Genomic DNA, 19,738 nt, shown 5'->3' with positions numbered 1-19,738 from the left:
TATTTGATTTGGATCAAGAAGTTTTCGCTTGCTTGAAGGGATTTCTGCGAAGACCCCGAATATATCAGGGTTTGTCCTAGCGTATCCAGTCGAGCGTATGTTTCAAACGACATTCTCGGTCCAAAACGGTCGTAACGCCTGAATTAACGACGTTATTTCATACGATTGTTATTTTCTTTCAGACGAGGGCGCGGGTATACCACGCGCACCATCGGTGAACCGCCTCGTGTGACGTTCCCTATGAGACGTTGCTTTCGGTCTCCGAATCTAAGGGAAGCGTCACGCTGACGATCAGTCCGATGCCATCCGCGCCCGGCGACAACGTCACCGTGCCATGGCTGGCCGCCACGATTTCCTTCACGATGGCCAGCCCCAGACCCGTACCGGGCTGACCCGGCGGTGCGTTACGGTAGAAACGTTCGAATACGCGCTGACGTGCCTCGGCCTGAATGCCGGGTCCATCGTCGATGACGCGCAGGCGGGCGGTACTGTCCGGACAGTCGATCGCAACGGTCACGCGTCCACCCTCGTGGATATAGCGGATCGCATTGTCGACAAGATTCATGACCATCGCATGAAACAGCTCGCCATTACCCGATACCCACACATGCGCCTCGGCCGTCTCCAGCCCGAGATCGATGTTGCGTCGCTGCGCCAGCCCGACCAGTTCTTCCAGCACCCCGGCGACCACCGTCACCAGATCCACTCGCGAGCGGGAGAACGCCGGCGTATCCGCCGCCTCGGCCTGCGAGAGCAGCAACAACTTGTTCGTCAGATCGGCCAGGCCGCGGCTGCTCGTCTGCATGGCGGCCAGCACATCGGCCAGCGCGGCGCGGTCGTCGAGTTGTGCGGCGAACTGCAACTGCGTGTCAAGCAGCGTGAGCGGCGTGCGCAACTGGTGGGCGGCGTCGGCGACGAAGCGCCGCTGCTGTTGCGCCTGTGCAGAGAGCCGCTGAATACACAGGTTGATCGCATCGACGATGGGGCGCAGTTCCGTTTGCAATTGTCCGGCGCGAATCGGCACCAGTTCTTGCGGCGCGCGTCCGGCCACTTCGTCCTTGAGCCGGATGAGCGGATGCAACTCGACCGTCAATCCGATGAGAACCAACACCGCAGCCAATGCGGCCATGGCGATCTGCCGGTGGAGCGACGGCTCCCACAACTGCGCCAGCATCTGGTCATAGGCGTGCATCGTCTCGGCGACAACGACCGCCACGCGATGCGGCTGGCCGGAGTCGTACATCGTACGCACGAAGCTGATCGCACGCAGCGGCTCGCCGTTCACTGAGACGTTCGAATAAGTGGGCACCGTCTGCGGAAACAGCGGTGGATGCGGAAAGTCGGGCGGTCCGGCGAGCAGCTGTCCGTCTTCGGTGATGACCTGATAGAACACCCGGTCGCGCGCAGGCGACGCGAATAACTCCAGTGCCGAAGGCGGAACCGTTGCACGCAGTGCTCCGTCCACCCAGGTCAGCTCGCCCGCAATGACCTGCGCCGAGGTGAGCAACGCACGGTCCTGCACGAGTTCGGCGGTGGCGTGTGCGCTGCGATAAGCCTGCCAGCCGGTCGCCACGATGTAGAGCGAGAGCGGCAGCATCAGCCACATCAGCAGCCGGACGCGCAGACTAAGCATCTTTCTCGCGAAGCAGATAGCCGAGACCGCGCAGGGTCATGATGGACGCCCGGCTCGTTTCGAGTTTCTTGCGAAGTCGGTGGATGTAGATCTCGATGGCGTCGGCGCTGGGCTCGTCGTCCAGTCCGAACACGCCATCGACTAGCGCGCTCTTCGCCACGGTCTTGCCCTGCTTGCGCATGAGGATTTCAAGCACGGCGTGCTCGCGCGATGGCAACGCAAGCGGTGCGCCGGCAATCGTGAATTGCCGTGTGCCTGCGTGATAGCTCAGATCGGCGCACACGAGATCGGCACTTTGCTCCGGCGCGTGGCGACGCGCCAGCGCCTTCACGCGGGCGATCAGTTCGCGCACTTCGAACGGCTTGACGAGATAGTCGTCGGCCCCTGCCCCGAGACAATCGACCTTTTCGTCGACCGAGCCGCTGGCCGTCAGGATGATGACGGGCACGTTGTTGCGCCGCTCCCGCAGCCGCCGCAAGACATGTTTGCCGCCGAGCTTGGGCAGCATCAGATCGAGCAGCACCACGTCGTATGTTTCCGTTTGCAGCAGACGGTCGGCGGCGTCGCCATCGCGCGCGGCGTCGACAGTGAAGTTGTCGTCGCGCAGCATGCGGGCGAGCCAGTGGGCCAGAGTCTCGTTGTCTTCGATCAGCAGCAGTTTCATAACGGCGAATGCACAATGCGACGGCGAGTGTGCCCGCGGAACGTGGGCGCGCCAACAGCGGGTAAACACCCATGAGCAATGGGCGAAAACCTGCAGGGGGCGAAAGCTTGATGAAAGCTTCGGTTTTCTACAATTTGCTCCAAGGCAGAGGCTACGTATCAGAGGACCGCTGCCCGGGCCCGGTGACAGAGATATCACGACGGGCCGGCCGGCACCGCAATCGGTTCGGGCCATTATCCCTAAAAACGATGGAGACACCACAATGCGAGCAAGCCTTGGCGTGCGTGCGCCGAAAGCCTTCGTGAAACCCGTTCTGGCCGCCGTTTTCGGCGTGTCGCTGGCGCTGGCCGCCGCACCGGGTTTCGCTGCCGATAGCGGCAAGATCACGATCATGGTCGGTGGCATCACCAAGATGGTCTACCTGCCTGCCAAGCTTGCCGAGCAGCTCGGCTACTTCAAGGAAGAAGGCCTGAACGTCGAACTGCTGTCGCAGCCGGCCGGTGTGGACGCCGAAAACGAATTGCTCGCCGGGGCCGTGCAGGCCGTCGTCGGCTTCTACGATCACTCGATCGATTTGCAGAGCAAGGGCAAGGAAATCCAGGCCATCGTCGTGTTCGGTCAGGTGCCGGGCGAAGTGGAGCTGGTCAACGCCAAGAGCAAAGACACGATCAAGAGCATGGCCGACGTGAAGGGCAAGACCCTCGGCGTGACCGGTCTGGGCTCGTCGACGAACTTCCTCACGCAGTATCTGGCCGCCAAGCACGGTCTGACGTCGGCGCAGTACTCGGTGCTGCCGGTGGGCGCGGACAACACGTTCATCGCAGCCATCAAGCAAAACCGTATCGACGCTGGCATGACCACCGAGCCGACCGCCTCGCAATTGCTCAAGACCGGCGACGCGGCCGTGCTCGTCGACATGCGCACGATGGAAGGCACCGTCGCTGCGCTGGGCGGCGCTTACCCCGCATCGAGCCTGTATGTGCAGCGCGCGTGGCTCGACAAGCACAAGCCGGAAGCTCAGAAGCTCGCCCGCGCCTTCGTGAAGACGCTCAAGTTCATCAACACGCACTCGGCGGCCGAGATCACCGAGAAGATGCCGAAGGATTACTACGGCAACAACAAGGCGTTGTACGTGCAGGCCTTGCAGAATTCGCTGCCGATGTACTCGCCCGACGGCCGCATGCCGAAGGACGGTCCGGAGACCGTGCTGAAGGTGCTCTCCGCGTTCAACCCGAACGTCAAGGGCAAGCACATCGATCTGTCGAAGACGTACACCAACGAGTTCGTCGATCAGGCTAAGTAAGCCTGTTTGCGCCGACTTGCATCGGTTGACCCTGTAGTACCGGCGCGCGGTCCCCACGACGCGCAGCCCTTACCCGTAAAAATGCGAGGCCGCCCGCACCCGACTCATGTCCGGTGTGCGGACCGGCTCAGCCCTAGCAAACGCAATAACAGTGCTTAACACCGTTCCGACGTCATTCAGGAGCCGGGCATGACCCAGACCATTACCCCCACGGCACCGGCGCGCGCGGCAAGCGCCGTATCACGCGACACGCCTGCCATCGAGTTCGACAATGTGTCGTGCCGCTTTATCTCGCCGGACGGCAAAGCCACCATTGCGCTGCGCAACTTCAGCATGTCGGTGGCGCGCGGTGAATTCGTCGCCATCGTTGGCCCGACCGGCTGCGGCAAGTCGACAACGCTGTCGATGATTACCGGCCTGCTGCGTCCGACCGCCGGCAGCGTGCGCGTGATGGGCCAGCCCGTCAACGGCATCGACCCGCGCATCGGCTTCGTCTTCCAGAACGACGCGGTTTTCCCATGGCGCAGCGTGCGCGAGAACGTGGCCGCCGGGCCGCTGTTTCGCGGTCAGTCGAAGGATGCCGCTTATGCGCAGGCCGACGAATGGATCAAGCGCGTCGGGCTCGACAAGTTCGGTGGCCACTATCCGCACCAGCTCTCGGGCGGGATGCGCAAGCGTGTGGCGCTCGCGCAGACGTTCATCAACAACCCCGAAATTCTGTTGATGGACGAACCGTTCTCCGCGCTCGACATGCAAACGCGCACGCTCATGCAGGACGAGTTGCTGCAACTGTGGTCGTCGACGTCAGGCTCGGTGGTGTTCGTTACGCACGATCTCGAAGAAGCGATTGCGCTGGCCGACCGGGTGTTCGTGCTCACGGCGCGCCCGGCGACGTTGAAGAACACGTACACGATCGATCTGCCGCGTCCGCGCGTGATGTCCGAGATTCGCTACGAACAGCGCTTCATCGACATCTCCCGCGAGATCTGGGCGGATCTGCGTGAAGAAGTGAAGATCGGATAAGTGGCACGGAGCGCACGGAGAATATGAACATGAGTGAACAAGTTATGCAGGCGGCGATGCCCGCCGGACTCGGCGACGCCGATCTGGCGCGCGAAGAAGCCATCGCGCAACGCCGTATCAAACAACGTCGCGCGCTGGTGGTGTTTCTGCGCGTGGCGATTCTGGTGGTCGGGCTGGGCGGCTGGGAAGTGGCGGCGCGCATCGGCTGGATCGATCCGTTCTTCTTCTCGCAGCCGACGCTGATCGTTCAGCAGATTTACGACTGGTGCGTGGAAGGTACGTCGCAGGGGCCGCTGTGGACGCAGGTCCTCGTCACGCTCGAAGAGACCGTGCTGGGCTTTCTGATCGGTGGTGTGGCAGGTGTGATCTGCGGCATCGTGCTCGGTCGCAACAAACTGCTCTCGGACGTCTTCAGTCTCTACATCCAGATCGCCAACTCGATTCCGCGAGTGGTGCTCGGCTCGATCTTCGTGATCGCGTTCGGCCTGGGGATGGCGTCGAAGGTGGCGCTCGCGGTGGTGATGGTGTTCTTCGTCGTGTTCGCGAACGCCTTCCAGGGCGTGCGTGAGGCCGATCGCTACATGATCGCGAATGCGCAGATTCTCGGTGCGTCGCGCCGTCAGGTGACGATGTCGGTGGTGATTCCGTCGGCGCTGTCCTGGATTCTCGCGAGCTTGCACGTGAGCTTCGGCTTCGCCCTCGTGGGGGCGGTCGTGGGCGAATTCCTCGGGTCGAAGCAGGGCATCGGACTGCTGATCTCGACTGCACAGGGCGCATTCAACGCCAGCGGTGTGTTCGCCGCGATGATCGTGCTGGCCGTGGTCGCGCTGGGCGCAGACTGGTTGCTCACGTCGCTGGAGAAGCGGCTGCTGAAGTGGCGTCCGGCGGCGTTCTCCAACGAATAATCTTCGCGTCGGGCAAAAAACAAAGCGGCGTCACTTGTAGAAGTGACGCCGCTTTTCCTTTGGAGACGCTGACGACAGCCGGGCGTCAGATCTTCAGCTTGGTGACCTTCGTGCCTTCGATGTTCAGGTTGGCCATGAGACCGGCGTTGGTCATCACGACGACTTCCACCGGCGAGGTCGCGGTGTTGAGGTCGACTGCGCCGTTCGCACCGATCTTCACGACGGCGACCGAGGCGTCGGCGCCGGCCGTCCAGCCGTCCGTGCGCTGGAATTTGTCGAGGGCATCCTGCGTCATGAACAGGAAGATGACGGCCTTCGATTGCGCGCCGATCTGAAGACCGAACGACGCCGTGACCGTGTTGTAGTAACCCTGCGTCTTGCCGCCCACGCGCAGCGCACCTTCGCCGTACTCGCCGCCCACCACGAAGCCCGCTTGCAGCACCGACGGGAAGACGAGTACGCCGCGCGCCTTGCTCACCAGTTCGCGCGAGCCCTTCACCGAGGCGTACATCTTGTCGAGCGCGCCGTTCACCGAGGCGTCGATCTCCTGACGCTTGCTGGCGTTCGCGGCGGGCGAACTATCGCTCTTGTCGGATTGCGACGGGGTGGTTGTCGTGCAGCCCGCAAGCGCAAAGGCGGCAGCGGCGACGACGACGGAAGTTTTCATCAGGAATTCGCGTTTTTGCATTTTTCTCCCTCCGGAAAGCGTGTGCCGTGCGCAAAGCGTAGCGGCGTGGATGCGGATTAAACGTCAGGCCGATGGGACGTGCCTTTCGGCACGGATCCCCGCAGCATTGAAGCGGATGATGAGGACGATCGTTTGGCATCCGACGGATGCCGATGGTGACGGTTGATCGGCCAGAGAGCGTAGCGTGATGTCCGTTTCGCGCTGTCGCGAGAGCGGAAATCAATGCATCGGCGTGACGTCGATTATGCGGTCTCTGTCGGTATTGTCAAGAAAATCGCGCGATAAGTTCCGCTAACGTGTTGCTATCTTTCGCTAACTTGTAGGCGTCCGCCTACGTGCACTCGCGCATGTATTGCTCTTTGAGCGCTTTGCGCGGGTTTGTGCGTGTAGGAATGTCGACGCGATTGCCTGCGGGCGAATCGACGCGTTGATCGCGGGTGTACACCGGCTTGTCGGGCGTATTGGCGATCTTGTCGGCGAGCGACTTGCAGTAGTCGCGTTTGGTCGGCGCGGCGGAGGCGGAAGATGCCTCCTGTGCAGCGGCCTGATTGCGGGCGGCTTGCGAGCACTGCTCCGGCGGTAACGCGCGGCCGACGCTATCGAAGCACACCGGCGTTTGCGCAAAGGCCAGGCCACTCGCGCCGAGCAACAGCGACGCGGCAGCGACCCTCAGCAGGGGGTGGATCGATCGGACGGAGGACGGTGCGTCGCCAAACTCGGCAGTGCCAACGATTGTCGATGCAGGGTGTGTGGCAGGGGAAGCGGCGCTCAGGAACATCGGGGACAGCGTGGCGGTGCAGCGTGGCATCGACATTCTCCTCAATGAATCCCGCTTGGGCAGCGGGTGCGCCTATTCTGGCACCGCCCCGGCCGGGTTGTCGATAGCCGCGACGCCGGGTCGCACCGACGGCACTGTCGGCATGGTGGGCGCGGCCGGGACGTCCGTGCGTAACTCCAGCCGGTAACCCACGCCGTAGATCGAGCGCACGATTTCCTCGTCTGGCCGGATCGCCTGCAACTTGCGACGCAGGTTCTTGATATGGCTGTCCACCGTACGGTCGGCGACCACGCGGTGATCGTCGTACATCCGGTCGAGCAGATGTGCGCGCGGGAACGTCTTGTCGGGATGACTGGCGAGCGTGGCGAGCAGTCGCAGCTCGACCGGCGTGAGCGGCAGTTCGTGCCCGTCGAGCTTCGCGTGATGGCGCACTGCGTCGATCACGAGCGCCGGCGTTGGCGGCGCGGTGGGTGTCGGCATCGCGGCGCCGGTGCTGGCCATCGCACCGCCACGCACGCGTCGCAGAATCGCCTTGACGCGCGCGACCACTTCGCGCGGACTGAAGGGCTTGCAGATGTAGTCGTCGGCGCCGAGTTCGAGTCCGAGCAGGCGGTCGGTTTCCGCCGCACGCGCGGTCAGCATCACGATAGGCACTTCGGAAATCTCGCGCACGGCGCGGCAGACTTCGAGGCCATCCATGCCCGGCAGCATCAGGTCGAGCAACACCAGACGGGGCTGCGTCACGCGTACGGCGGGCAGTACGTCGCGTCCGTCCGTCAGGATGCGGCACGGCATGCCCGCCACGCGCAGATACTCGGCGAGTAGCGCGGCGAGTTTCGGCTCGTCTTCGACGATCAGGATCGGCGCGGCGTCGGAGAGCGCCATGGCGGCGGGCGTCGACACGATGGCCGAATGCGCCGACGGCGTGGGCGTGAGGGAGGAAAGGCTTGAAGCGCTTTGCAGGGGTGTCGACGAGTGCGTGTGCATAAAGGGCAGGCTCAACTCAGGGTCGTCAGGGCTTGGGTGCCAAAACAGCTGGCGGCCGCGCTGAGTGCGCAGGCCGTCGATGTCGATGCTCCAGCGCCGGGGGCGGCCGGGTTCTGACGCGGCAGGGTGATCGCCAGCGCCAGGCCGCCCAGCGGCGAGTGTCGCGCGGCGATCTGACCGCCGTGCGCTTCGACAATATGTTTGCAAAGCGCGAGTCCGAGGCCCGCACCGCCGCTGCGCCGACTGCGCGACGCTTCCACCCGGAAAAGACGCTCGAACAGGCGAGGCAGGGCGTCGTCCGGCACGCCGGGCGCGGAGTCTTCGATCTCCAGACGCAATTGTGTCTCGGTCGCCGACAGATAGACGCGGACTGCGCCGCCGCCGTCGGTATAACGCAACGAATTCTCAAACAGATTGCCGATGAGCTGCGTCAGGCGGTGCAGGTCGCCGTCGACCGTGAGCGTGTCGTCCGGGAGGTGCACGTTCAGCGCAATGCCCTTCGCCTCGAACCAGTCGCCAAAGGCGGCGACCGATGTCGCGACGCGCTCGGTCATGTCGACTGGCGCGAACTCGTAGGTCAGCGCGCCCACATCGGAGAGCGACAGTTCGTACAGGTCGTCGATCAGCTTGGAGAGCAGCGAGATCTCGACACGCAGCGAGGCGAGCGCGTCCTGCGTGAGCGGGCGCACCCCGTCTTCCATCGCTTCGATTTCGCCGCGCAAGATCGACAGCGGCGTGCGCAGTTCGTGGGAGATGTCGGCGAGCAGATTGCGGCGCAGGCGGTCGTTCTGAGCCAGCGTGTCGGCCAGACGGTTCAGGTCGACGGCGAGCCGCGCGAGTTCGTCCGCCCCGGCGGTCGGCGCGCGCACGCTGTAGTCGCCCATCGCCATGCGGTGCGTGGCTTCGAGCAGCGGCGTGACGGGCACGAGCAGACGCTGGGCGAGCCGCAGCGCGACGGCGCCGAGCAGGGCGATGCCGAGGATCGCCAGATACATCACGTTGTCGCCGCGCAACCAGGTGTGTCCGCCCATAGCTGCACGCACGACGACCGTCGTGGCCGCCATGGTGACCAGCCCCGTCGCGAAAATCGCGAGGAACAGCTTTCGGGTGATGCCTGAATTCATGCGCTTGGGTGTTCTGACGAAGTTAGCGGCTGAAGTCGACTGCCAGACGGCTAAGGGTCGCCGACCGGGAAAGCGAGTTCGGCCCTGCCCTGGTCGGCGCGCCATTCTCTCAGCTTCGGAGCACCGCGCGTCATGCCTCCACAAATTTTCCTCTATTTGTGCGCAGTGGCTGCACGCGCGGTTCTTACTATCCATCACGAAGCTGGCCGCCGTGCTGTCTTCGTCTGGCGGGGGCCGTGCCGTCTGCCAACCGTTCACTCCTTTCGAAAGACATCCGGATACGGCATCCGGGACCGGCGCGGGGGCGCCTCACCATGTCGAAACTGTCGATGCTACCGAGCGCGGCAACGCGCGTTCTGACCCGCACGCTGACCTGGCTGGCGGTGATCGCGAGCGCAAGTGTCGCGCTCAGCGGTTGTTCCGGCCCGCAGGTCACGGCAACGCCGATGGCGGTCATGCCGATGCCGCGCGTCGCCAACGTCCAGACCGGCGGATCCATTTACCAGTCCACCACGGCGACGAACTGGTTCGAAACCCCGGTGGCGCACCGCATCGGGGACTTGCTGACGATTGCCGTCTCGGAAAACTCCACGGGCAGCAGCAAATCGCAGAGCGATACGTCGCGCAACGCGAGCATGACGGCCAAGAGCGCCAAGGCGGACGGGGCCGATTCGGTGCTGGAGCGCTGGTTCAACATCGGCCAGCAGGCGAGCAGTTTCAAGGGCAACGGCACGAACACGTCGAGTTCCGCGATGACCGGGACGATTGCCGTGGCGATCGTGGAAGTGCTGCCCAATGGCGCTTACGTGGTCGGCGGGGAAAAGCAGGTCATGCAGGGACGCAATATGGAAACGTTCCGCTTCACCGGCGTGGTCAACAAGTTCGATATCTCGCCCGCCAACGTGGTGGCGTCGAGCAAGGTCGGGCAGGCCAGGGTGGCGCGCGTTGACGATGGTCAGGTCGCCGATGGCAGCAACGGCGGCTGGCTGCAGACGATTCTCCTTGGCGTTTCACCGTTCTGATGAAGCGCCTCGCGATGGTGCTGGCGCTGGCGGCGACGGCCAGCGCGACGCTTAACGGTTGTCTTTTCACCACGCCTGCGCCGATTCTCGCGGCGCAGGTCGCGGCGAGCGTCGTATCGACGGGGGCGGTGCTCTCGGATCAGTTGCCGTCCGTCTCGCCGCCCACGCAACCGGCGGCCCCCGAGCTGCTCTCGCGCAACATGTGCATCGAACTGGCGCCGGACGGCATTTCCGATTTGCTGCCCGCGATTCAGGGGCGTTTGCGGGCCTACGGGATCATCAGCACGATCTACAGCCCGGGCACCTGGCCGACGGGCTGCGTCGTGCTGAACTACACGGTGCGCCGCGCGTGGCGAAATTCCTTGTGGGGCAGTTCCCCGAGCGAGTACCTCGCCTACGCGACGCTGACGCTGAGTCAGGACGGCTCAGTCATCAATACGGTGTATTTCGACGGACGGTCGTCGACGGTGGAATCGTGGTCGGCGTCGAATGCACGGATGGCGCAACTCGTCGATCGGCTCGTCGTTTTCTGAGCGATGCGCGTCGCCCGTCGGTCCGGCCACCTGCACGTTGCTCGCCGCCGGACAAAACGCATCGACGCGCGCGTCAGAATCGATAGCTCATCCTGAGGCTGCCGGCTTGCGAAGATGCGCGCGCCGTGTTGACGAGCGCGTCATACGCGAGGGATACGTCAAGGTGTCTGGCGAGCGTGACGCTGAAACTTGCGCCGAGCGTGAGGAATCCGCGAGGTAGATCCGTGCCCGGCGCGACGAACAGGGTGCCGTCCTGCGACGCCACCGAGATCGCGCGTGCGCCATCGAGCAGTTCATGCGCATACGCCACACGGAATTGAACACTCATCGGCCGCTGTGCGTCGCCGAACGACTTGTCAAAGGTCATGCCGACAAACGGTTGCAGGCTTCGGGTGTTGTCGGTCCCCACGCGAAGGTTTTGGCCGCCAGCGCCGCTTTCGTCGAAGCCGTTGGCATGGAAGTAGGCGTAACGCAGGCCAATCCTTGGCGTCATGACGATTCCACCCAGAGAAAACGGCATGCTCGCCTGAGCCGCAGCCGTGAATTCCTGCCCGATGTGATCGCCCTCGGCCGTGCCGACATTCACGAACGGCCGCTTCTGCGACAGAAAATGCAGACCGTAGCCGATCGTGGCGGCCACATCGACCGGCCCCGTCTCACGGCTCGCATAGGCGGCAAGTCGCAATGTGTCGCGAGTGCCGGTGCTTGCCGTGCCCGCTTCGGAGAGGTCGGCATGAGAATAGCCGCCCGCCAGCCCGAAGGTGTTTTGCGCCACGCGTTTCTCCGCACCGGCGAGAAAGCCATATTGATTTTCCTGGAAACCGGGTTGTGTGTCCTTGCCGGACACCCGGCCATGCAGCCCCGTGGCACTCGCCCACACCGATGAGATGCGTGGCGCGCCTGCCGAATTGCCGGAGTCGCCCGTGGCAAGGCCGGTGCCGGGCTCGCGCCGTGTTGCGCGATCGAGAATCGCCGACGTGGCAGACTGGGCATTCATCAGCGCGGCAGTACCCAACGCCGTAAAGATGCTCGTGTGCGTCGGTGCGATGACCACCGGCGTGGACGGCGCTGACGGGTCGACGTTGCCCGGCGTGCCGGAGGTCGGGTCGGACAGGGAGAGCGTGACATCGTTCGCACCGTATGCCACGGACGATTGCAGGCTACCGAGATTCGCGCCAGCCGCCAGCGTGCCAGTGACCGACGAGAAACGCCCGCTCAGACCGTTCGCTGCGCTAAGCACCGTGTAACGCGTGGCTGAATACGTGCCGGGATCGTAAGTGATTGCCAGCACGCCGTTCAACGTTGCGCTTCCCGAGACCTTCAGCAGAGATGCGGCCGTCGGGCTCACTTCGATGGCGAGCGTAGCGTTCGAAGCCTGCGAGTAGTTCCCGGCGACACGCAGTGTGCCGATGGATCCGCCGGGCGCGACGATCCCACTGCTCAAGAGGTTGCCAAGAATCGTGCCGTGTCCGCGCAACGTCCCTTGCACGCCGACGTTCACGTCGCCGCCGAGCGATGCGCTGTCATGGCTGGCGTCGCCAACTTCCAGCGTGCCCGCGCCGATGGTGGTCGTGCCGGAAAATGTGGGGCTTACGCCGTTGAGCACCAGCATGCCGGTACCTTGTTTGACGAAGACGCCACTCCCCACGAGTTGGCCCGCGTACGTGCTGTCGGTCGTTGAGTCGAGCGTCAGCGTGTTGGCGCCGATAAGCACTTGCGTGCCGCTCGCGCCGGACAGCCCGGCAAAGGTCTGCGCGCCGGTAGCGGACGAAACGTCGAACGTGGCGTTGCCGATAAGCGAGAGCGCTGCGGTCGGGGCAAGTTTGCCTGCGCCGATCAGGGCGAGTGTGCCGCCGTTCAGGGTGGTCGCGCCGCTGTACGTGTTTGCGCCGGAGAGCGTCTGCGTGCCCCCATTGAGCGTGAGTCCGCCGGTTCCGTCGATGACGCCGGAGAAGACGCCCGAGGCGTTCGTGAGCGTGAGCGTGCGTGCGCCGAGCGCCACTACGCCGCTGCCGGTGAGGGCTGTGAGCGACGCACCGTTCGTTGTCGCCGATAGATCGAGCGTCCCGTTGTTGGTTACCCCGCCGGATGCGGCGACACTACCGCTGCCGCTGAGTTTGAGCGTCGCGCCGTTGTCAATCGTGGTCGCGCCGGTATAGGCATTGATGCCCGTGAGCGTCTGCGTACCGGCGGCCAGACGCACCCCGCCCGTGCCATTGATAACACCTGCGAACGTGCCCGCGGCATTGGTGAGCGACAGCGATTGCGCACCGAGCCACACGGTGCCCGCGCCGGAGAGCGCCTTGAGGGATGTCCCCGCCGTGACGGCAGAGATGTCGAGTGTCGAGTTCACGACGACACCGGACGACGCGGCGAGGCTGCCGTTGCCCGACAAGGCGAGCGTGCCGCCGGTGATCGTCGTCGCACCGGTAAAGGTATTGGCCCCCGACATCGTCAATCTGTTGACGCCGACGACGTTCAGTGAACCTGCGCCCGAAATGACACCCGAGGCGGACAGGTCGTTTGTCGCGGTGGAGAAGGTGGCGACCGACGCGGCGTCGCTTAGCACGATGTCGTTGTTCAGTGTCAATCCGGCGTTCTGCGCGGCAATAGTGGCGCTTGCCCCGGCGTCGAACAGCAAATTCCCAAGGATGGACGAGCCGCTCATCAGGTAGAGCGCATTGCTCGTACCGCCGAACTCGATCGCTGCCGCGCGCGCGCCGCTGGGGCCGGTTATCGCACCGATGATGAGGCCCGAGTTCCAGATCGAATCCAGGCCGCGCGTCACGACGCCGACACCGCCCCCGGTGCCGGAGCCACCCGAGATCGTCCCGGCATTAAGGAGAACGTTGCGTGTTCCTGCGAGATTGACACCGATACCTCCGGCACCATTGGCGCCGTTACCGGAAGCGCCGGAGCCGGCCAAGCCGCCCGAACCTCCGGTGATCGCGCCGGTACCGACGTTGGTGATGGTGGCGCTGCCGCCAAGGGAGAGCAGGCCGTCACCGCCCGCGCCGCCACCGCCGCCGAAGCCGCCATTACCCCCATTGCCCCCTGCGCCACCGGTAATCATCCCGTTGTTAGTAATGACGGCAATCGACCCGGCCGACGTCATCCCGCTTCCCCCGCCGCCGCCCCCGCCGGCGTTTCCCGTCACCCCGTTGACGGCATTGCCGCCGCTGCCCCCGGCTCCGCCGGTGATCGATCCCGGACCGGTGACCGTGATGTCGCTACCGGGGTAATACAACCCCGTGTTGCCACCGTTGCCGCCGCTGGCGAAGTTGGTGCCGCCCGGTCCGGTGTTGCCGGAATCGCCCGTGATCGATCCGTTGACGACAAAGTTAGAGCTTGTGACTGTCGTTGCAGGCCCGTTGGGCGTCGCGCCGGTGAAGTCGCCCACCGCGCCGCCGCCACCGGTGCCGTTGGTGCCCCAGTGGCCCGGGTCCTGAACGGTTACGGTGCTGGCGTCCAGATGGCTGGAACCCCCGCCCTGACCGTTACCGGCACCGCCCGCGCCGCTGCGTCCGGGGAAACCCGCGCCGCCCGCTGCGCCGCAGCCCGTGATGTCGGTGACGGTGCAGGCTGCCCAGACTGGGGCCGCCGTACTCGCCAGCGCCAACGCGACGGCCGCACTGCCGGCGGTGCGAATGAATTTTGCGCGCGAGCGGCCGCGAGTCGGGCGTTGGGTGGGGAGCGGGATGAATGCCGGGATGAAATCCGGAATGAGATCCGGAATGAGATCTGGCGACGACGTTGCCTGATGCGTCGAAAACGTCGGCGTGGCGCGGGGCGCGCCTTGAGCGATTCGCCCGGAGGTGTGTCGGACCACGAATATCCTCTCGTGTCGCGCCGCGCAGGCGACCGGTGACTGAGACGATACGGCCTTTCCCCTGCAGAACGGCAATTATAGGGACGCCAGGGCTCGGGGAGGCTGTCGATAGGTGAGCGCTGGAGTGTTGCGCCATCTGTGGGCGCATTGGACACCGAATGTAATACAACGAAAGGAACTTCGCCACCGTGCTCGAAGTACACGCACACCGGGCCGCTTCGACACAGTGGCAGGATGACATATGGGGTGCAAAACGAAGGTGCGCTGACGAGGCGTCGATCGCGGCGATGCGGATCGTCGAATCGTTTGGTGCGCCCGACTGGAATCGAACCAGTGACCCTCGGCTTCGGAGGCCGATACTCTATCCCCTGAGCTACGGGCGCTGTGCTGACCACCGGGGGAGAAGGCGCGAACGCGCGTACCGGCAGGCAAAGAGGTAGAAGCATAGCGGTTTTGCCGCGTGACGTCCATGCCCCGTGCATACTCTCGCCTAACAATGCGGCGATTCACTGTCGGACGCCCATCCCGCGCGGATTTGACGTGTATGCAAGGTGCCCGCACTTTGCGCACGAACTACGCGGAACACCGCTTTTGCTTTCGCGTAAGTTAGGGAAAATACGGGACTTTTGCGGCGTCTGCGCACTGCCTTGGCACGTCATCGGCCGAGGGTTTGTTGCTACAATGGTTCGTTATTTTGACTGGATGGTGCCCGCGGCCGATGCGAACTATCCGGTGTGATGCACTCGGTTTCCACAAAAACTATTGAGAGATCCCGCATGAGTGAAGCACATAACGAGCACGAGTCCCTGATTAAAACACCCAAGCAGCTCATCGCCGCAGTCATCGCCGGTTTTCTCGTCCCGATCGTCATCATCGTTTTGCTGGTCAATTACGTGGGCAACAACGCCCTGACCGGCGCCGGTAGTTCCGCCATGACGGAAAAAGCCATTGCCGAGCGCATTGCGCCCGTGGCGCACGTCGAGGTCAAAGACGCCAACGCACCGCGCGTCTATCAAACTGGCGAACAACTCTATAAGGCCGTCTGCGCGGCTTGCCACGCGTCCGGTGTGGCAGGCGCGCCGAAAGTCGGCTCCTCCGAAGACTGGGCCCCGCGCATCAAGCCCGGTTACGACGACATGCTCAAGATCGCGTTGGCGGGCAAAGGTGGCATGCCCGCGCGCGGGGGTACCAACCCCGACGACGTGACGGACTACGAAATCGGCCGCGCCATCGTCTATATGGCGAACGCGTCGGGCGGCAAGTTGCAGGAGCCTGCCGCGCCGACGGCACCGGCCTCGGGTGCCGCCGCAGCATCGGGTGCTGCGGCACCGGCTGCCGCTTCGGGCGCCGACGCAGGCTCGGCCGCAGCGGCTGCGGCAGCGATGGCGTCGCTCAAGACGGCCGCCCCGGCCGCCGCCAGCGCAGGGGGCACCGTCGACGCCGGCAAGAAGCTCTACGACACCGTGTGTATGGCTTGCCACGCGGCCGGCGTGGCAGGTGCGCCGAAGTTCGGCGACAAGGCCGCGTGGGCCCCGCGTATCGCGACCGGCATCGAGACGCTGCACAACGCCGCACTCAAAGGCCTGAACGCCATGCCGCCGAAGGGCGGGGCAGCCAACGCGTCGGACGACGACGTCAAGGCGGCCGTCGACTATATGGTGAGCGCGGCGAAGTAATCGCCTCGCGCCCGCGCGCGTCGCAACGAAAAATCCCCGCTTCGGCGGGGATTTTTGTTTCTGCGTTCGCGCGAGACCGGCGTTTCAGACCCATCGCCCGTCGTCCGTCGTGTTACACGCGCACAATCATGTGCGGATCGAAGGCCGGATTTTCGACGCGTCCCTCGAAGCAGTAACCGCGCGGATTGCACATCACCCGCGTGTGCCCGACGCGATAGTCGAACGAATCGTGCGTATGGCCGTGGATCCACAGCGCGGCGTCGGATTGTTCGATGAGCGCGGTCAGATCCGAAATGAATGCCGGATTGACGAGGGAGCCCGCAAAGCGCGGGTGAATGCTCTGCGGTGTCGGCGCGTGATGCGTGATGGCCACCGTCGGGCCATCGTGGGGTGCGGCAAAGGTGCGTGCGAGCCAGGCCACGTTCTCGCGACACAGCGCCGCACAGTCGTCCGGCGAAAAGAACGGCAGATCGGACCACGGTGCGGCGGGATCGCCGACGCGAATACGCGTGAAGTCGCGCACGAACTTCCGCGACTCTTCGACGGCAGCGTCGTGTTTGCCCTCGGCGTCGTAAAGCGCAAAGTCCGTCCATAACGTTGTGCCGACGAAGCGCACGCCGCCGATGACGACCGCACCGCGTTCGAGCAGATGCACGTTGGTGCCGACCGTCAGACGTCGCAATTCGGCCAGCGTGCCAGCGAGCGTCGCGCCGTAGAACTCGTGATTACCGGGAACGTAGATGACGGGGCGCGGCAATTGCGTCGCCCATTCGATGGCTTGCGCCGGGCGGCTGATGTCACCGGCGAGGATCGTGACGTCGGCCTCGACGTCGGGGATGGCCAACGGCGCCACGGACAAATGCAGGTCGGACAGAATATGCAGTCTCACGCACCACGCTCCACGAAAACTGGGGATCGGCACCGCACACGCGTGCCCGCGACGCCCGTCAAACGTAATACACGCCTGACAAAGCGCCTGACGAAGTTGCGGAGGGTGTGGGCATTGGATCGAAATCGACGCAACTTGCGCACCGTTTCGTCCGTTTTTTACCGACTATCACCCGGCCTGCGTCGATGGTCAAGATGTCTTTGTCTTCGAAAGGATGCGCTCCTATAGTGAAACTTCACCTGACGAGAGGAGGCGCGCCTATGCGAAAACTGATGGTTGCAGTCCTGCTTTGTTTGACCGGTCTGGCGGGTGTGGTCGTGGCAACGAGCCCGGCTGCCGCATGTGACCAAACGTCTTCGGGTAGTGGCAAGTAGTAGCGGTAAACATCGCGTTCCCGGCGTGCCTGCCGCCGCCGACAGCCTCGGTAAGGACGTCGTCGTATGTCGCCGTAAGTCGCCATCCGGCCCGCAGTTTGGCCGTGTCCTATAGTCCAGCCCCCGCTCGCGGGGGCTATTCGTTTGTGGAGGAAGGGCGGCGCGTGAGTGACTGCGCGACGCTCGCGCGTTAAGCGCCCGACGCCGACGGCGTCTTGTTCGCGCCACCGGCGAGCATCGCCTTGAGGCTGGCGAGCCGGTCCTTGGGCGACATGGGCGCGTCTTCGGGCGGCGGGGGCGGCGCTTCGTCCAGTTGCATTTCGGGCACAAATCGCGAGACTTCGCAGGTGTACGTCTCGCGGGCGCGCTTGCGCTTCTTGCACCACGACAGTTGCAACGTGCGCTGCGCGCGCGTGATGCCGACGTACATCAAGCGGCGCTCCTCTTCGATCTTCTCGGCGGTCACTTCCTCGTCTTCGCGAATGTGCGGCAGGATGCCTTCTTCTACGCCGACGAGAAACACGTGCGGATACTCCAGGCCCTTCGACGCGTGCAGCGTCGACAGACGCACGGCGTCCGGATCGTCGCCATCGCGGCCTTCGAGCATCGACATCAGCGCGATGGTCTGCGTGAGTTCCATGAGGCTCTTGGCGTCGTCGTCGTGGTCTTCCAGCGAATCGAGACCTTCGGCGGTTGCCGACGTCTCGCTGCGCGTGCCCTTGCGCTTCATCCATTCGAGAAATTCGAGCACGGTGGTCCAGCGCGATTGCGCCTGACGCTCGTCGAACGTGTCGTAGAGATAAGCCTCGTAGTGAATGCCTTCCATGAGGTCGTCGATGACCTCGTTGGCCGGATCGCGGGCGGCCCGCGCTGCGATGCGCTGAATGAAATCGCAGAACGCGCGCAGCGGGTCGAGCTGACGCGGTTGCAGGCGCGCTTCGACCGCGCCCATATAGACCGCTTCGAACAGCGACACCTTCGCCTGACCCGCAAAGCTGCCCAGCACTTCGAGCGTGGTGCTGCCCACGCCCCGGCGCGGCGTCGTTACGGCACGGATGAATGCGGGATCGTCGTCGGGATTCGCGAGCAGTCGCAGATACGCGCAGAGATCCTTGATTTCCGCCTTATCGAAAAACGACTGACCACCCGAGAGTACGTACGGAATGCGCTCACGGCGCAGCACCTGTTCGAAGATGCGCGCCTGATGGTTGCCGCGATAAAGGATGGCGTAGTCGCGAAATTCCGCGCGGCGCTCGAACTTGTGTGCGGACAGACGGAAGACGACCGACTCGGCTTCGTGCTCCTCGTCGTTCATCGCGGTGACGGTGATGGGATCGCCCAGACCGTGTTCACTCCAGAGCTTCTTCTCGAAGATTTTCGGATTTTTCGCGATGACATTGTTCGCCGCCGTCAGGATGCGCGACGTCGAGCGGTAATTCTGTTCGAGCTTGATGACCTTGAGCGTCGGGAAGTCGACTTGCAACTGCTTGAGGTTCTCCAGCGTCGCACCGCGCCAGCCGTAGATCGCCTGATCGTCGTCGCCCACGGCGGTGAACGCCGCGCGCGGCCCGGCAAGCAGCTTGAGCAGCAGGTACTGACAGGTGTTGGTGTCCTGATACTCGTCGATGAGCAGATAGCGCAGCTTGTTCTGCCAGCGCTCGCGTACTTCCTCGTCGCGCTCGAAGAGTTCGGCGGGCAGGCGGATCAGATCGTCGAAGTCGACCGCCTGATAGGCCTGCAACGTCGCCATGTAATTGCGATAGACGACAGCCGCCTGATGTTCGTCGGCCGTCTCGGCGGCGGCGAGCGCCACTTCCGGTGTGACGAGGCCGTTCTTCCACAGGGAGATGGCGGTTTGCACGCCGCGAATCATTGCCTTATCGGTCGTGCCGAGCTGTTCCTGAATCAGGCCGAAACAGTCGTCGGCGTCGAGAATCGAGAACTGCGGTTTGAGGCCGACATTTTCCGCTTCGCGTCGCAGGATCTGCACGCCCAGCGAGTGAAACGTACAGATGGTGAGTTGATTGACGGGCACCTTTCGCCCGACCTTGCCCGGCGTGGTAAGCGTCTTGCCTTCGAGTTGCTTCGCCACCCGCTCGCGCATTTCCGCGGCGGCCTTGTTCGTGAAGGTCACGGCGGCGATGTGCTTCGGCTCGAATCCCTTGGCTTCGATGAGCCACGCAATCTTCTGCGTGATGACGCGCGTCTTGCCGCTGCCCGCGCCGGCCAGCACGAGGCATGGGCCATCGAAATAATGCGTGGCTTCGTTCTGGGCAGGATTGAGCGGAAAGGACGACATGGTGTGAAGCG

General features: G+C 64.0%; 15 protein-coding genes and 1 tRNA gene. 6 read left to right on the top strand and 10 right to left on the bottom strand.

Annotation, left to right across the window (positions count from 1 at the left end):
- Nucleotides 1-238: 238 nt before the first annotated feature.
- Both NA29_RS24750 and NA29_RS24745 read right to left on the bottom strand, forming a co-directional pair.
- Nucleotides 239-1,633 carry a sensor histidine kinase gene (locus NA29_RS24750; protein WP_039393964.1) on the bottom strand — a complete coding sequence of 465 codons (1,395 nt, stop codon included), beginning with the start codon at nucleotides 1,631-1,633 and terminating at the stop codon, nucleotides 239-241.
- Nucleotides 1,626-2,297: a response regulator transcription factor gene (locus tag NA29_RS24745; protein WP_039393962.1), complete on the bottom strand. Its 672-nt coding sequence runs from the start codon at nucleotides 2,295-2,297 to the stop codon at nucleotides 1,626-1,628. Before NA29_RS24745 ends, NA29_RS24750 begins: the two co-directional genes overlap by 8 nt.
- A gap of 262 nt (nucleotides 2,298-2,559) precedes the next feature.
- Between NA29_RS24745 and NA29_RS24740 the strand changes: the two genes are divergently transcribed.
- From NA29_RS24740 to NA29_RS24730, 3 genes are all read left to right on the top strand, one after another.
- Nucleotides 2,560-3,600: an ABC transporter substrate-binding protein gene (locus NA29_RS24740; RefSeq protein ID WP_371328950.1), complete on the top strand. Its 1,041-nt coding sequence runs from the start codon at nucleotides 2,560-2,562 to the stop codon at nucleotides 3,598-3,600.
- A 189-nt stretch (nucleotides 3,601-3,789) separates the two neighbouring features.
- A complete protein-coding gene (locus NA29_RS24735; RefSeq protein ID WP_052252379.1) occupies nucleotides 3,790-4,623 on the top strand; it encodes an ABC transporter ATP-binding protein in 834 nt (277 codons plus the stop codon).
- 23 nt (nucleotides 4,624-4,646) lie between these two features.
- Complete coding sequence (locus NA29_RS24730) at nucleotides 4,647-5,528, top strand: ABC transporter permease (protein ID WP_052252378.1); 882 nt, start codon at nucleotides 4,647-4,649, stop codon at nucleotides 5,526-5,528.
- A gap of 85 nt (nucleotides 5,529-5,613) precedes the next feature.
- Here NA29_RS24730 and NA29_RS24725 read toward each other — a convergent pair whose 3' ends face one another.
- From NA29_RS24725 to NA29_RS24710, 4 genes are all read right to left on the bottom strand, one after another.
- Nucleotides 5,614-6,216: a BPSL1445 family SYLF domain-containing lipoprotein gene (locus NA29_RS24725; protein ID WP_039393959.1), complete on the bottom strand. Its 603-nt coding sequence runs from the start codon at nucleotides 6,214-6,216 to the stop codon at nucleotides 5,614-5,616.
- A gap of 331 nt (nucleotides 6,217-6,547) precedes the next feature.
- Nucleotides 6,548-7,024 carry a hypothetical protein gene (locus tag NA29_RS24720; RefSeq protein WP_150777599.1) on the bottom strand — a complete coding sequence of 159 codons (477 nt, stop codon included), beginning with the start codon at nucleotides 7,022-7,024 and terminating at the stop codon, nucleotides 6,548-6,550.
- Nucleotides 7,025-7,066: 42 nt separating this feature from the next.
- Complete coding sequence (locus tag NA29_RS24715) at nucleotides 7,067-7,879, bottom strand: response regulator (protein WP_197701901.1); 813 nt, start codon at nucleotides 7,877-7,879, stop codon at nucleotides 7,067-7,069.
- 113 nt (nucleotides 7,880-7,992) lie between these two features.
- Nucleotides 7,993-9,105 carry an ATP-binding protein gene (locus NA29_RS24710; RefSeq protein ID WP_052252376.1) on the bottom strand — a complete coding sequence of 371 codons (1,113 nt, stop codon included), beginning with the start codon at nucleotides 9,103-9,105 and terminating at the stop codon, nucleotides 7,993-7,995.
- A 314-nt stretch (nucleotides 9,106-9,419) separates the two neighbouring features.
- Between NA29_RS24710 and NA29_RS24705 the strand changes: the two genes are divergently transcribed.
- On the top strand, nucleotides 9,420-10,127 hold the full coding sequence (locus tag NA29_RS24705) for a flagellar basal body L-ring protein FlgH (RefSeq protein ID WP_052252375.1): 708 nt from the start codon (nucleotides 9,420-9,422) through the stop codon (nucleotides 10,125-10,127).
- On the top strand, nucleotides 10,127-10,660 hold the full coding sequence (locus tag NA29_RS24700; RefSeq protein ID WP_039393955.1) for a hypothetical protein: 534 nt from the start codon (nucleotides 10,127-10,129) through the stop codon (nucleotides 10,658-10,660). The genes NA29_RS24705 and NA29_RS24700 overlap by 1 nt, the downstream gene beginning before the upstream one ends.
- Nucleotides 10,661-10,733: 73 nt before the next feature.
- Here NA29_RS24700 and NA29_RS24695 read toward each other — a convergent pair whose 3' ends face one another.
- Both NA29_RS24695 and NA29_RS24690 read right to left on the bottom strand, forming a co-directional pair.
- The gene (locus NA29_RS24695; protein ID WP_052252374.1) at nucleotides 10,734-14,489 is read right to left on the bottom strand and encodes an autotransporter outer membrane beta-barrel domain-containing protein; all 3,756 of its coding nucleotides are present in this window, start codon (nucleotides 14,487-14,489) and stop codon (nucleotides 10,734-10,736) included.
- 307 nt (nucleotides 14,490-14,796) lie between these two features.
- A tRNA-Arg gene (locus NA29_RS24690) sits at nucleotides 14,797-14,872 on the bottom strand.
- Between the two features lie 393 nt (nucleotides 14,873-15,265).
- Here NA29_RS24690 and NA29_RS24685 point away from each other — a divergent pair.
- A complete protein-coding gene (locus NA29_RS24685; protein ID WP_039393953.1) occupies nucleotides 15,266-16,165 on the top strand; it encodes a c-type cytochrome in 900 nt (299 codons plus the stop codon).
- Nucleotides 16,166-16,277: 112 nt separating this feature from the next.
- Here the strand turns inward: NA29_RS24685 and NA29_RS24680 are convergent, their stop codons facing one another.
- Nucleotides 16,278-17,054, bottom strand: a complete 777-nt coding sequence (locus NA29_RS24680; protein ID WP_039393950.1) for a metallophosphoesterase — start codon at nucleotides 17,052-17,054, stop codon at nucleotides 16,278-16,280.
- A gap of 564 nt (nucleotides 17,055-17,618) precedes the next feature.
- Nucleotides 17,619-19,727: a UvrD-helicase domain-containing protein gene (locus tag NA29_RS24675; protein WP_039393949.1), complete on the bottom strand. Its 2,109-nt coding sequence runs from the start codon at nucleotides 19,725-19,727 to the stop codon at nucleotides 17,619-17,621.
- Nucleotides 19,728-19,738: the final 11 nt, after the last annotated feature.

Source organism: Pandoraea sputorum (assembly GCF_000814845.2).
GTDB lineage: Bacteria > Pseudomonadota > Gammaproteobacteria > Burkholderiales > Burkholderiaceae > Pandoraea > Pandoraea sputorum.
The sequence above is the reverse complement of the archived record's forward strand: the minus strand, read 5'-3'. Positions and strand labels throughout refer to the sequence as shown.